Raw genomic sequence first — 14,942 nt, forward strand, 5'->3', positions numbered from 1 at the left:
GGACTTATCATGAGATTTGCAAAACGAATGGATCACTTTAGTGAAGGCATCTTCACCAAATTGCTGGACATAAAGCGCCGCCGGCTGGACAACGGGCAACCTGTCATCGATCTTAGCGTCGGAACACCCAATATCCCGCCGGCTCCGCACATTATGAAAGCACTCGGTGAAGCCGCCGCTGATCCGGCCAATTACATCTATGCTGTAAACGACCAGAAGGAACTTCTTCAGGCGGCAAGTGACTGGTACAGGCAGCGATATCAAGTCGAGTTGAACCCGGAGACAGAAATCTGCTCGCTACTCGGCTCGCAGGAAGGACTTGCGCACATCTCTCTCTCGATTGTCGATGAAGGTGATCTGGTTCTTGTACCTGATCCTTGTTATCCGGTGTTTGCAGATGGCCCCCTTCTGGCTGGGGCTGAGTTATATTATATGCCGCAAAAAGAGGAACACAACTATGTTATCCAATTGCAAGACATCCCTGAGGCAATAGCCGAACGGGCTAAGTTCATGCTTGTATCGTATCCGAACAATCCAACAACAGCGATGGCTCCAGATTCTTTTTATGAGGATTTGATCGCTTTTGCCAAGAAATACGATATTATCGTATTGCATGATAACGCGTATAGCGAGCTTGTGTTTGACCAACAAACATGCGGTAGTTTTCTGGCCTTTCCCGGTGCCATGGATGTAGGCATTGAATTCAACTCCCTGTCCAAAACGTATGGGCTAGCTGGAGCACGAATCGGTTTTTGTATGGGGAATTCGGCAGTTGTTTCCATGCTTAAAAAGCTGAAATCCAATATGGATTACGGCATGTTTATCCCGATTCAGAAGGCAGCAATAGCGGCCATTTCAGGTGACCAAAGTGATGTAGCGCGAGTAAGATCCATCTATGAAGAACGACGGGACATGCTCTGCGAAGGTTTTGCCAAATTAGGATGGCCGATCAGCAAACCCGAAGCTACAATGTTCATCTGGACACGAATCCCGGCACATTATGACACCTCAGAGCAATTTGCCACCGATCTCGTCACACGGGCAGGTGTCATTGTTACACCAGGCAGTGCCTTTGGTCCTTCAGGTGAAGGATACGTCAGACTTGCTCTCGTTCAGGATATGGATCAACTGCAACAAGCTCTTCACTACGTAGAAGCGAGCGGTATGTTGATTCCTGAAGAGTTAAGCAGGTAGATTGTAGTTTTTAGGATGTAGTGTGGCATGTAATACAGATTTGTTTTGAAACAAAAGTAAAAGCACCAAACCCTTCTGATTCGGGTTTGGTGCTTTTTTACTTCAACCTTTACTTCACTGCTTTGCGCCAGTTCGATCGGTACATCAAATACAGGAAGTAAGGTGTACCGATGATCGCAATGAGAATGCCTGACGGTATTTCCGTTGGAGCCATTACCGTTCTGCCAATCGTATCTGCGAGCACCAGCATCACGGCTCCAGCCAGCGCGGACAGAAACATCGACTGTCTCAGTTTATGTCCTGTCAGCAGCCGAACCATATGTGGTGCAATCAGGCCGATAAATCCAACTGTTCCAACACAAGCGACCGCACCAGCCGCGAGCAGTACTCCTACAGTCATTGCCAGTAAGCGAGTACGACGTACATTCATCCCAAGCCCGGAAGCACTATTGTCGTCAAAGACCAGCAGTTCAAACTTGCGAGCAAGCCACCAGGCCACTGGCACCAAAATGAGCAGGAATATACCGATCACTTTGACCTGGTCCCATGTACGGGCATACGTGCTGCCTGTCAGCCAGATATAACCACTGCTACCGTACACGGCACCGCGTACAATTAGAATCTGTATACCTGCGCCAGCAATAGCCGACATGGCAATGCCCAGCAATACAACGGCGGAAGGATTCAATCCTTTTTTCCAAGAAAGCGAGAATACAACCGCAGCCGCAATAGCGGCACCTGCAATGGCTGCAAGAGGCAACACATACATTGGCAGTCCAGGCCATAGAATGAACACCATCATGGCACCAAGTCCCGCGCCGGAAGATACACCTACAATCGATGCATCAGCAAGTGGATTACGTACAGCCATCTGGATCAACACCCCGCTGATGGCGAGAGCCGCCCCTGCTCCTGCAGCCACCAAGGTACGAGGGATTCGAAGCTGTACAATTCCAGAGAATAACCCATCCGACTGAAATAAACTCGGTAGCAGGTCGGCTAGTGGAATACGCATTCCACCGAACATCGTACTGAGCAGCAGCAATATAATCGTAATGGCAGAAAACAGAATAGCGATAGGCGTGAAGGCAAAACGCCGTACTCGCCCACCCGTACTCATCGATGTCGTCATGCCAGCACCATTTCCTGCTTTCATGCGAGTTAGCACGAGCCAGATCAGCCATGGTGCACCAATAATCGCCATCACAGCACCGGTTGGCAATTCCATACTGGAGTTATGTATCATCTTGGCAAGGACATCTGCCCCCACCAGCAACGCTGCCCCCCAGATGAATACACCTGGAATCAAGAACTTATTGGAGCGAACACCACTCAAACGAACCAGATGTGGAGCAACCAGACCTACGAAGCCAATCGGTCCAATGACACTGACGATCACGGCAGCCAGAATAACGGCAATGATCAGCCCACCTGTACGAGCAAGTCCAACTCTCTGACCCAAAGAAGAGGCGGTTGATTCATCCAACTCCAACATATCCCACTGTTTGGACAGAATAAGCGCAAGCAGCGTTACTCCCGTAACCCAAGGCCAGACATAGTTCACACCTGTCCAATCATTCTGGACTAGGGTCCCTGAACCCCATAGGAATAAGCCCTGAGTTTCCATTGAGAAAAAAATATGCAAGGCACTTGTAAATGAACCTAGCACCATGGACACGATCATACCCGATAACGCTAGTCGTACCGGCGTTGACGTACGTCCACCGCCCATAAAATAAGCTGCGAAAGCTGCAAGCAGACCTCCCATGGCGGCAAAAAGAAACGGGGACTGGCTGAGTATATTTGGAAATAGAATAACCCCAAGCACTACAACAAAATACGCTCCGGCATTAATCCCGAGTGTATCCGAAGCCGCAAGCGGGTTACGAGTGATCGTCTGTAGCAATGCACCGGCAACTGCCAGTGCACCTCCTGCAAGAATACCAATTACGGTGCGCGGCATACGCAGATCCCATACCATGTTATGTTCGAGTGTGTCTTGTCTGTTTGTAAGCGCGCCCCAAACGTCATGCAACGAAATTGCTGCCTCACCATAACACAGACTTACAAAAAAAAGCACGATAAGGGCGGTTAGACCGCCCCCATAGATGCTTATCATTCGCCAGTTCGTGGCTGGCTTCGTTCCTTGTTGAGTCAGACTCATTTGGTAATCGCCTCAACCACGCCGTCTACCAATACCTTGGAAGAAATCGGGCCGCCAAATGTCCATGTCGTACTTCCCAGTTGATAGATGCGCTTTTCCTTCACAAAGTTCAGACCTTTCCAAACGGAATTATCTTTCATCGCTGTACCAAATACATCATCGTCTGGCTGTGTAATATAGATAAAATTGCTATCTTGCACTGTCGATAAAGATTCAATCCCGACTGTAGAGAAACCGTAGTTTTCAAGTTTATCCGGCTGCCAGTCATTCACCATGCCAATTTTGTTCAACGTACCCACTACAACCGAGTTGTCACTGAACATGCGCAGGGAAGCTGCATTTTGATACGTGAATGCCTGTGTTAGTGCAAAGTGGAAGTTTTCTTTCCCGGCAGCTGCCAGCTTTTCTTTCGCTTCCACATAATGCTGATCCAAGTTGCTGAGCACTTCTTTTGCTTTATCTTCTTTGCCCAAAGCAGTTGCAATCGTATTAAAAATGGTCGTCATCTTGTCATAGTTATAACCATCACCGTTATATGGATCAAACTCCAGTGTTGGAGCAATAGCTTTCAACTGTTCATACACATTCGAATTGTTGTCTGCGTTGGCGATGATGAGATCCGGCTTGAGTGCTGCAATAGCCTCCATATTCGGCTCGCTACGTGTTCCAATATCCGTAACACTGTCATCCAGAGCAGCTTGGTCCGTTACGTACACTTTATAGTTGGCATTATCTGCATTACCTACAGGCTGAACTCCTAGAGCAACAACATCCTCCGTATATGTCCATTCCAATGTCACGACACGTTTAGCCGGCTTGTCCAATGTAAATTCCCCACGATTATCTTGGACAGTAACCGGTCCAGCAGACTCTTCAGCAGGAGCACCGCCCGAAACCGTATTTTTAGTTGGTTCTGTTGTTGTGGCATTTTTACCACATCCCGCCAGAACTAAAACAAATGCCATCATGATGAATAGTGCATGTAACCCTTTTCTCATATCTCTAATCTCCTCTATGTTTGTATGTATTTATATGATAACAATTATCATTATCACCCATGCTATTCTTTTTTGTCAACGTTGCCTCATAATTTTCACATTCTTTAATGACATCAGAAAAAGGAAAGACATGCCCTGTAGGCCAGCCTTTCCTTGTCTTTATCGTATCTTTATAACATTAGTTCTTATGTTGATCTGCCTATTCTTGGCTTGATACTTGTTCGGGTTGAACCTCAGCTTAGATTAACTGCATTGTCGTAATGCAGGTCTGATCCGTTTTGTATGTAGATAATTGTGTTTCAGCCACCTTTCCGCCGTGAACAATACGGATTGAATACGTTCTATCACGTGGTACCCACAAATCCATAAATCCATTGGCACCAGACTTCAACACTTCATCTTTCATCAAGGTGTTGCCTTCGGAATCATGTATCGTCACACGGAATGGTTCATTTGCCATCTCTCCTTGGCAACCCGTTAAACTATGAATCTCACAAGGATGCGTCTGCTCTACATAAGGAGCAATGGAGAGGAAAAACTCATCTTCGGGCAAATCGTAGGACGTTTCCTGGTTTCCTGAATCTGTCACGGTTAACGTTGTCGCACTGATTGAAGCAGACTGCGGTGTTTCTCGGCCTGTACTGATATCTTCAACCAGCTTTCGGATATCCGGTGCATCCGCCTGTTCGGTCTTCTTTTGGCCTGCCGTATTGGCGATCAAGTATGTTCCGAGTACGATTACAAGTGCCACACTGGCAATAATCCATAACGATTTTTTCATTTGGCAACTCCTTTCTTATTGCTTTAATTATATAAGAAAAGGAGATATCCCGGACGAATTCAACAGATCATTTCACCATATATTCACATTTTTGGTTCTTTGATTGAGCCATCTTGAAATAATTATATCATGTAATTACAGCTTGATCTCGTATTCGCAATGTTCATGACCGCTTACGTTACACTTGGTTTCTTTTACTGTCACTCTTCGTTTCATCATCTTGGTAAGTGCCCCTTCGAGAATTGCCCCCTCCAGATCACATACCATTTTCTCATCTTCAAGTGTAGGCAGTCCTTTACAGAAACAGTCATCCACGGCAACAATGATCTTATGCTCATTTCTTTCTATTACCCGGGGAATACCAATCCGCAGTTCTTCAAACATTTGCAATAATTCCTCGACCGTATGTACAGGCAGATTCTCTCCAATTTTACGTCCAATGGTAAGTGTGGTGCCTTTGCCGCCCATCGGCAAACCCTGATTTAATCCAATTAACCGAATCGTGCGAAACAGTTCCAGCGGCACCATATTTCCCAACTTATCACGATTCATCTTTCTCATATCCTCAAATGTATATTCCAACATCGTTGCGACCTCCCATGGATGATTTATAATTCCATAATGACAGAAAAATATTTCCCTTTCCTTGATTCCAATCAATAAAACAGGCGATTCGCCTAATCTTGCAATCCCGCATTTAACTGGCCAATATAACTTGAAACACAACAAAAAAAACTTGCCAGCCACACCAAGAACTTCTCGGGTGGCTGGCAAGGATATTGACTTTCTTCCTATGAATCTCGCACTCTCTCCTATTCCTGACAGATACATTGGCCTGTCTATCTGTTGGTAATAGCTTTGTTTTTCTCAAAGAACCGGACATTATGAGAAGACACACCCGCCATATCGGATGCCGCAGGTTCCAGATACATCTTGGCACTGTTAACTGCAAGCACTGCATCATTAAAGGCCCCTGCGATCAGCCGCACTTTGCTTCCATAAGTGATAAAGTCACCGGCTCCAAAGACACCTGGAATGCTCGTACGCATGCGCGCATCAACACTCACCCCATAATCTTCACGTTCGAGTCCCCACTGTACAAGATTGCCGAAGTCGCGATCATACCCATGACTCACGATAACTTCATCCATGTCGAGCTGTTTGAATTCCCCGGTCTCCATATGTTTAAGTTCAACACGGTTTATTCGGTCACCCGCACCATACAAGTGAGAGATCCCATAAGGAGTTAAGACCTGAGCATGAGCTTTCATCTGGGCGACTGGCGTTTCATGTGCAGTGAACTCATGCCGCCGGTGTACCACAATTACTTCATTTGCAATTTTGGCTATTTCATTAGCCCAATCAATAGCAGAATCACCACCTCCCGAGATCAGAACCCGTTTGCCAACAAAACGGGAAACGTCTGTAACCGTGTAATGCAGATTGGTCAGTTCATATCGGCTCACACCCTCAATGTCCAGCTTTTGGACCTGTGTCATTCCCCGTCCTGCACATAAAAGGATGGTGCGTGTGTAATGCTGCTCTCCCGTCTTGGTTGTCAGCACAAATACTCCATCTTCACGCCGATGCATCTGATCAATCTGTTGACCGAATACAATAGTGGGATCGAATGTTCTCGCTTGTACCTCCAATGATTCAATCAACTTCTCACAACGTACAGGCTCGATTCCCCCCACGTCCCAGATCAACTTTTCTGGATAGGTACGCATAAATCCGCCGAGTTCCTGTTTGGCTTCAATGATTTTAGTACGCATAGCTCTCATTCCGCTGTAGAATGCAGAGTACATTCCAGCAGGCCCACCGCCTACGATTGTGATATCATAAATGTCCAGTTGCTTCTCAGTATTCATTAAGGCACCAACTTTCCAACAACATAGTCCATTAATTTAACTGAACCTATCGGACCCACACCGGATACAAATTCACTGGTTTTCAGTGGGAAAACATGATCATTCTTTACTGCCTTCAGATTCGCCCACACCTGGCTTGCTTTCAGATCTTCCATGGATTTCTTCGTGTCATAACCTACGAGGGTTCTGTCTTCCAGGAAGATATAATCCGGATTCAACTCAGGCAAAAATTCCAAAGAGAACTGACTGAACCAATCTGTAGAGTCTTTAATGGCCTCCGGACTGTTTAAACCGAGGGTTTCATAGAAAAAGACACTGCTGCTTCCCCCTTTGGGACCCATGAAACGGTAACGATTGTGTTCCACACGCAGGACTAATACCGTCTTGTCCCCCAGAGCAGTTGCAATCTTATCTTTGGCCTGTGCAGCCTTCTCTTCAAATTCGGCCAGTACCTTAGCAGATTCCTCAGTCTTGTCGAAGATGGCCGCTAATTTTGGCATCGCCCGCTCCATTTCACTATTGGCATCCAGTGCCACAGTCGGAGCGATTTTGGATAATTCGTCGTATACGCCCTGTTCCATACCCTCGCCGGCTGTAAGAATCATATCCGGAGATAATGCAAGCAACTGCTCATAATTGTATTGATATTGTTCTACTTCTATCGTCTGAACACCGTGTTCTTTAAAATAGGCGGGTCGATATTCCGCTTCTACTTCTGGCGTGTACAATACGATCTGTGGTGTAACTCCCATCTCAATTAAATACTCGGCATAGATCGAATCAAACACAACCAGATTTTGAGGATGGGCAGGGATGGTCACCTCTCCAAACTGATCCTTCACCACTTTGGTTTCACTGTTATTCGGTTCAACTTTTGTTGTACTTGTTGCTTCCTCACTCTGAGTTCCTGATATACCTGCTGTTGTCTCCTCTTTGGTTCCGCTGGAACATGCCGCCAGCAAAATGCAGATCACCACCAGCATGATACCAAATCCTCTAAAACTTCGTAACATGATATGCTTCGCCCCTTATATGTATTGATAATGATAATTATTATCAAATATTATCAAATAAGAAGTGTTGCATCCATAGCTTATCGTGCGTATTCAGATGGATTATTGTGCTCATTCTGATACGGTATCTACCAGATTGCTGATCATCTGATTTAGAATCAAATTTTGTCCCGTGATGCCATGACCGTCGACCCATAGATGAGTATCTATGTAGAATACCCGCTTGTTTTTTACCGCTTTTAGTTCATTCCATTGAGAACTCTCCAGCAGTTTTCTCATATTCTCGTCCGCACTGAAATGTTGCATCATTCGTTTCTCAACAAACAGATAATCCGGATTGGCCTGTACCAACAAGTCAAGTGAGCAAGGATTGAACCAGGCTGTACCTTGTTCCAGTGCTTGCGGAATTGCTAATCCAAGCTGATTATATATCAACTGTGATATTCCGTATGAGTGCCCACCCAAATAACGGTAACCAAAAGCTTCTACCCTTAGCAGCATAACTGTCGAGGCGGATTGAATGATGGGTTGCAACTTCTGTTGCGCTACGCTAAGTTGTTGTTTCAATTGTAACTGGATTCCTTGGGCTGTTTCATCCTTATGGAACCAAGCTGCCAATTGATAGAGCAAAGGCTCTATGTTCTGATGAAGTCCTGTCAAAAGTGGTGCAATTGTGCGCAGTTTTCTTTTCATCTCTTCTGTCATACTATTGCCCACAATAATCTCTGGTTGGACTTGCCTTACAAGTTCCAGATCCATATCATATTGCGTAACCTCAAGCAGTCTCACCCCATGCACAATAAATTGCTCACGTTGATGTGGAGACAACAGGATCTCAGTGACCATAACGGCATATGGAATAACACCCAGATGAATCATCATCTCTGCACAGATTGGGGAAAGCACTACTATTCTACGATGCTTCAAATGTTGTCTATATTGTTTCGGTGATTCCCCTGTCAGTTGTTTGAAGCGACGACTGAAATAATGAGCATCCTCAAACCCGGACTTTTTAGCAATATCCTGTGAGGTGGCTGAAGTTAATAATAGTTCTTCCTGAGCACGATAGATGCGATAATGAGCCAGATAATCTAAAGGCGGCTTACCATATTGTTCATTGAATTTTCGGGAATAGTGCCACGGCGTAATGCCTGCGATCTGCGCCAACTGTCCCCTCGTAATCACCTGATCATAATGCTCCCGCATATAATCGACGGAACGGAGTATACCATCTTCCGGTCTCAGTTCGTTATCCCGCTTTTGCTGATAGAGATTATTCAACAGCTCATATAACAAGTGCTGATTTCCAACCCATAGCGCCCTCCCCTCACCCGTGTTTTCTTCACTCATATGCTGAATAATGCTAGCCAGACTTCCCCCTGGAAGTTGCACTTTCTTATAGGCTTCCCCCGAAGGTACATGCCAATCGTACTTCTCTACTTCTCTTCCTTCCTCAAATACAGCGTAAGTATCAAACTGAACATGCCATCCTGCCAGATCCATATCGCCTCCGTCAATGACCTCCAGAACCGATTTCTCTTCAAGCGCAATTAATTCTCCAAAGGAGGCGTGAACACGTTGGCCATTAATACTCCATGTCGCTTTGCCATCCAGAATAAATATCAGGCTGTGACTGGCAAAGTAATGCCGCTCCCCGGTGGATATCCATGTATTGTTTAATGCCTTGGTTGACCTCCACTGAGCAATCCATTCCATATTCTGAGGCATATCCTTATCCTTTCACGATCATACTCCTGAAAAAAGCCTACACGCATGCAGGCCCATTCCTGATCCAACTATTCTATTCGTCATGCTCCCATACACACATCCAACGTTTGAACTCATCCTACCTGAATCGCAATCGCTGTGCAATCCTATGCCGGAATTGGTTCACAACGTCAAAAAAAGCCGTGCAGGAAGCACGACTCTTTTATCCAATCTAACTCATATAGCTAGGTTTAATTAAGACAAAGCCAGCATTGCGTTCATATCTTCTTCTGCTGTTGTGATCAGTTTCAGACCAAACATGTCTACGAGCACATCCAGTACACCTTCTGAAATAAATTCAGGCGGTTTAGGCCCGATCCGGATATCCTGAATGCCAAGGCTGAACAGGCCAAGCAGAATGGCTACCGCTTTTTGCTCAAACCATGACAGCACAATGCTTACAGGAAGCTCGTTCACCGTGCAGCCAAAAGCATCGGCCAAAGCCATTGCGATTTTCACAGTTGAACCGGAGTTGTTGCATTGACCCAAGTCGATATAGCGCGGAATGCCCGTGTCTCCCACCGTACCGTAGTCCACATCATTGAAACGGAACTTGCCGCAAGAGGTAGTGAGAATGACCGTATCATTCGGTAGCGACGTAGCGAGTTCACGGTAATAGTTACCGCCCTTACCCGGTGCGTCACAGCCTGCAATGACAAAGAAACGACGGATATGTCCGTCTTTGACGGCCTGGATAATCTCGGGTGCAAGTCCAATCACGGTCTCATGATGATAACCTGTCGTTAATACTTGCTCGGATTGGATGTTCGCTACTGGCAGTGCCAACGCTCGCTCAATAAGAGGTGAGAAATTCTCGCCTTCAATTTTCGTTACTCCTTCGAGACCAGCTACTTCATAAGAGAAGAATCGATCGGCATATGTGCCTTTGATCGGCATAACGCAGTTGGTTGTTGCCAGAATCGCACCCGGGAATTCCTCAAACAGTCTGCGTTGATCGTACCAGGCTTTACCGATATTCCCTTTAAGATGAGCATATTTCTTTAATGCCGGATAACCATGCGCAGGCAGCATTTCGGAATGCGTGTAGATGTTGATGCCTTTGCCTTCTGTCTGACGCAGTAATTCTTCGAGGGCGTACAGATTGTGACCCGTCACGACGATACAATGACCTTCAATCTGATTTTGACTCACCGTGATTGGCTGTGGAATACCAAATCGATCGGTATGCGCACGATCCAATACATCCATGATTCGAATAGCAGCATTACCGACTTTCATCGCCATCTCTAAATGTTCCTGCTGATTAAAGTTTGAGTTCGTAAGTGTCATATATAAAGCTTCGTGTGTGATCCGATCCACCTCAGGATCGGTATAACCAAGCTGCCGTGCGTGTGTTGCGTAAGCCGCAATCCCTTTCAGTGCAAAGATCATCGTATCCTGCAAGCTGGCAATCGTTTCATTTTTACCACATACCCCAATTACTTTACATCCACCACTCGGTGTCTGTTCACATTGATAACAAAACATATTAATTCCCTCCAAACCAATTTAACTCCTTGTTATGAAATAGCGTAACAGAGCTGGAGGCAGACAATTGTGATATTACACACAGTTTTTCAAACTAACACCCATATTCTCCCTTTTTGAACTTATCTAAGACGATCATCCAACCAATTACCAGTATCGCGACATACTTTAAATCGAGAACAACCTGGCCTCGCGGTCAGAATTGCTCTATATGCAAAGGGGAGATGTGCTATGCTTCGACCATTACCAATCTTGCAGAGGTATCCAAGGCTTACTGTGTACAGTCAGGAGAATTTCAGAGGTTTACGAAGAGTTTATCGCGGTAACTTGGGTATTGCAGATCTGGATGCCGTGCTGACAGGCATTGAAAGTTTGAGATTCTTCTCTACCAATCCCAATGCGACGCTTGTTTTGTTTGATCGGTCACGTTTCCGTGATAATTTTGTAATTCTCCGGGGAAATCGCAGTATCCGTGAACTGGATGATTTCCTAAGAAGAGGGGATGTTGAATCCTTGATCGCATCTAACCAGCGGTTAACGGCAGCCCAAGTTCGAAGAATTCAGCGTACAGGCCAACTGCCTCCGGGCTACCGTTTGATTTAAAAGCAACGAATGCTCCTGCTGTAAAATTAAAACTTTCATCCCAGTGATGCTGTCTCTACGCATAAGTATCACTGGAATTATGAATAATGACATTGACAGCTAACGCTGTTCAAGCCTATCCTCCAACTACATATCCAATGTTGAAAAAATAACATCAATAGGCGATTCTAGTTTTTGTCCGATCGGGTAATACACATATAAATCACATGCCGAGGAGCTGGTCGATTGCAACATTACAGGCGCAGTGCAGACGAAGTATTGCAGGAGTTACAGAGTTCCGAGAGAGGTCTTTCCACATCCGAAGCAACGAAGAGATTAGAATCCGCAGGATATAACGAGTTAAAAGGAAAAGATGCAACACCGATCTGGAAACTGTTCCTTGAAAATTTTAAAGATCCGATGGTCATCGTGCTACTCATCGCAGCTGCTGTACAAGTTGTGCTTGGGCATCTGATCGAATCCTTGATCATCTTTCTCGTCATTCTGCTTAACGCTATCATTAGCGTGGTGCAGACCAAGAAAGCGGAAAGCTCACTAGATGCCCTTCGCCAGATGTCAGCCCCCGAGGCCAAGGTCATTCGAGATGGTCAGAAGCAGACGCTTCCTGCGCGGGAGCTCGTTCCCGGCGACATCATATTGCTTGATGCAGGGGATTACGTACCGGCAGACGGGCGTATTCTGGAATCCGGCAGTCTCAAAATCAACGAAGGCATGCTGACTGGTGAATCCGAAGCTGCAGAAAAACATGCGGATGTGATTCCGGAAGAGGCTGGAATTGGGGATCGGCGCAATATGGCATTCAGTGGATCGCTAGTTGTATATGGTCGCGGCACGATTGTCATTACAGGTACGGCACTAAAAACCGAAATCGGTAAAATCGCTGAATTGATTGAAAATGCGGAGGCGAAGGAAACACCACTGCAACGCAAACTGGAATCATTCAGCAAAAAACTGGGCTTTTTCATTCTTGGGCTGTCGATTCTTATTTTTGCCATTGAAGCAGGACGGGTGTGGCTGACGGAAGGCACCGAAAATATAGGACCATCGCTGATCAATGCGCTGATGTTTGCTGTAGCCGTCGCTGTGGCCGCCATACCTGAAGCTCTCTCGTCCATCGTCACCATTGTACTCTCTCTTGGTACCAGCAAGATGGCCAAGCAACATGCGATTATTCGCAGATTGCCCGCGGTGGAAGCGTTGGGATCGGCCAGCATTATTTGCACGGATAAAACCGGTACACTCACTCAGAATAAAATGACCGTTGTGGATTATTACATTCCTCATGGTACAAAAGACGAGTTTCCCGATGATCCTGCCGAATGGTCGGAAGAAGAACGTCGGTTGTTACATATTGCCGTACTTTGCAATGATTCGAACATCAACCAGGAGGGCAAGGAGCTTGGTGATCCCACCGAAGTTGCACTCATTGCGTTTAGCAACAGCGTGAACAAGGATTACAACGAAATCCGGGATCAGTTTCCACGGGAAGCCGAACTTCCTTTTGACTCGGATCGCAAGCTCATGAGCACGGTGCATACCTTTGAGGGACAGACTGCTTTGCTGACCAAAGGTGGCCCGGATGTGTTGTTCAGTCGCTGCAGTCATGTATTTATCCATGGTGAAGTACAACCGTTGACTCCTGAGATTCGTACTCAATTCGAAGAAAAAAATGAGGCCTTCTCCAAACGCGCTTTCCGGGTGCTAGCCTACGCTTACAAACGTTTCGATGACAAAAAAGAGGTCACTCCCGAAGACGAATCCGATCTGACATTAGTCGGCCTGACAGCCATGATTGATCCACCGCGTGAAGCGGTTTATGGCTCGATTGAGGAGTCGAAAAAAGCAGGCATTCGCACCATTATGATCACGGGTGACCACAAAACTACAGCTCAGGCTATTGGTATTGATATCGGACTGGCAAACAAAGATGATCTCGCGATCACCGGTGCCGAGCTGGATAAGATGACGGATGAAGAGCTGGATGGGCAGCTGGAGCATATCTCCGTCTATGCACGGGTATCCCCCGAAAATAAAATTCGGATCGTGCGTGCATGGCAGCGCAAAGGTAAAGTTGCAGCCATGACCGGAGATGGCGTCAACGATGCTCCTGCACTGAAACAGGCCGATATCGGCGTAGCCATGGGAAGTGGAACGGATGTCGCCAAAGATGCGGCGGCGATGATCCTGACTGACGATAATTTTGTATCCATTGTGAATGCGGTCAGCGTTGGACGGATGGTGTTTGATAATATTAAAAAGGCTATCGCCTATCTGTTCGCCGGTAATCTTGGCGCCATTATCGCCATCCTCTTCGCACTGGTTGTCGGCTGGGTCAATCCATTCACAGCGCTACAGCTGCTGTTTATTAACCTGGTTAACGACTCCTTGCCAGCTATTGCACTCGGCACGGAGAAAGCCGAACCGGATGTGATGCGACGCAAGCCGCGTGACATTAACGAGGGCATTTTTGCAGGCGGAACGTTGCAGGCTGTTATCACCCGCGGGTTGCTCATCGGCGTTGCCGTAATTGTGTCGCAATATATCGGTCTCGGTATCTCGGAAGAGATGAGTGTTGCGATGGCGTTTACTACACTGATTCTGGCGCGCAGTCTGCAAACCTTCGCGGCACGTTCCAACACCCAGACCATCTTCCAGGTTGGCTTCCTGACCAACAAGCTCGTGCTTGGTTCGATTGTGGTCTGTCTCTGCCTCTATGGCATTACACTGATTCCGGGTGTTCGCAGCATCTTTGCCATTCCTGACACCTTCGGCTGGGATGAGCTCCTGATCGCAGGTGGGCTTGCGCTCGGCGCGGTTATCCTGATGGATATCATCAAATGGATTCGCAATCGCGGCAAACAAACCGCGGCGGCTTAGTTGATACACGATGTACCGATGTACATCGTTGTAAGCTTTTATAGATTGGATAAACAAACAGCGCCCCTTTTTGGAAGGGCGCCTGTTTGTTTATCCGGGTTATTTTTTCATACCATAGATAGATTGTTTGGTGCTTCTTGGATCTTGTTTCTTGCTACTTGCTACTTGCTACTATTCCTGTACCTT

General features: G+C 46.4%; 11 protein-coding genes. 3 read left to right on the top strand and 8 right to left on the bottom strand.

Annotation, left to right across the window (positions count from 1 at the left end):
• Positions 1-9 precede the first annotated feature (9 nt).
• Positions 10-1,194, top strand: coding sequence for an aminotransferase class I/II-fold pyridoxal phosphate-dependent enzyme (locus tag MKY23_RS20625; RefSeq protein WP_154957857.1), 1,185 nt, complete (start codon positions 10-12; stop codon positions 1,192-1,194).
• Between the two features lie 109 nt (positions 1,195-1,303).
• Here the strand turns inward: MKY23_RS20625 and MKY23_RS20630 are convergent, their stop codons facing one another.
• The 8 genes from MKY23_RS20630 to hcp all read right to left on the bottom strand — a co-directional run bounded on the left by MKY23_RS20630 (position 1,304) and on the right by hcp (position 11,276).
• Complete coding sequence (locus MKY23_RS20630; RefSeq protein WP_154957858.1) at positions 1,304-3,358, bottom strand: iron ABC transporter permease; 2,055 nt, start codon at positions 3,356-3,358, stop codon at positions 1,304-1,306.
• Entirely contained in the window at positions 3,355-4,356 is a 1,002-nt protein-coding gene (locus MKY23_RS20635; RefSeq protein WP_154887873.1) for an iron-siderophore ABC transporter substrate-binding protein, read from the bottom strand. Before MKY23_RS20635 ends, MKY23_RS20630 begins: the two co-directional genes overlap by 4 nt.
• 238 nt (positions 4,357-4,594) lie before the next feature.
• Positions 4,595-5,137: a CueP family metal-binding protein gene (locus MKY23_RS20640; RefSeq protein ID WP_154983267.1), complete on the bottom strand. Its 543-nt coding sequence runs from the start codon at positions 5,135-5,137 to the stop codon at positions 4,595-4,597.
• Between the two features lie 135 nt (positions 5,138-5,272).
• Entirely contained in the window at positions 5,273-5,722 is a 450-nt protein-coding gene (locus MKY23_RS20645; protein ID WP_090915093.1) for a V4R domain-containing protein, read from the bottom strand.
• A 254-nt stretch (positions 5,723-5,976) separates the two neighbouring features.
• Positions 5,977-7,008, bottom strand: a complete 1,032-nt coding sequence (locus tag MKY23_RS20650) for an NAD(P)/FAD-dependent oxidoreductase (protein ID WP_339831862.1) — start codon at positions 7,006-7,008, stop codon at positions 5,977-5,979.
• Positions 7,008-8,021, bottom strand: coding sequence for an ABC transporter substrate-binding protein (locus MKY23_RS20655; RefSeq protein ID WP_221790236.1), 1,014 nt, complete (start codon positions 8,019-8,021; stop codon positions 7,008-7,010). The genes MKY23_RS20650 and MKY23_RS20655 overlap by 1 nt, the downstream gene beginning before the upstream one ends.
• Positions 8,022-8,132: 111 nt before the next feature.
• Complete coding sequence (locus tag MKY23_RS20660; RefSeq protein ID WP_339831866.1) at positions 8,133-9,737, bottom strand: helix-turn-helix domain-containing protein; 1,605 nt, start codon at positions 9,735-9,737, stop codon at positions 8,133-8,135.
• Between the two features lie 246 nt (positions 9,738-9,983).
• Positions 9,984-11,276, bottom strand: a complete 1,293-nt coding sequence (hcp, locus tag MKY23_RS20665; protein WP_154983270.1) for a hydroxylamine reductase — start codon at positions 11,274-11,276, stop codon at positions 9,984-9,986.
• A gap of 231 nt (positions 11,277-11,507) precedes the next feature.
• Between hcp and MKY23_RS20670 the strand changes: the two genes are divergently transcribed.
• Both MKY23_RS20670 and MKY23_RS20675 read left to right on the top strand, forming a co-directional pair.
• On the top strand, positions 11,508-11,879 hold the full coding sequence (locus tag MKY23_RS20670; RefSeq protein WP_154983271.1) for a hypothetical protein: 372 nt from the start codon (positions 11,508-11,510) through the stop codon (positions 11,877-11,879).
• Positions 11,880-12,104: 225 nt separating this feature from the next.
• On the top strand, positions 12,105-14,756 hold the full coding sequence (locus MKY23_RS20675; protein WP_154983272.1) for a cation-translocating P-type ATPase: 2,652 nt from the start codon (positions 12,105-12,107) through the stop codon (positions 14,754-14,756).
• Positions 14,757-14,942 lie beyond the last annotated feature (186 nt).

The organism is Paenibacillus sp. FSL R7-0272, from assembly GCF_037969905.1.
Lineage (GTDB): Bacteria > Bacillota > Bacilli > Paenibacillales > Paenibacillaceae > Paenibacillus > Paenibacillus polysaccharolyticus.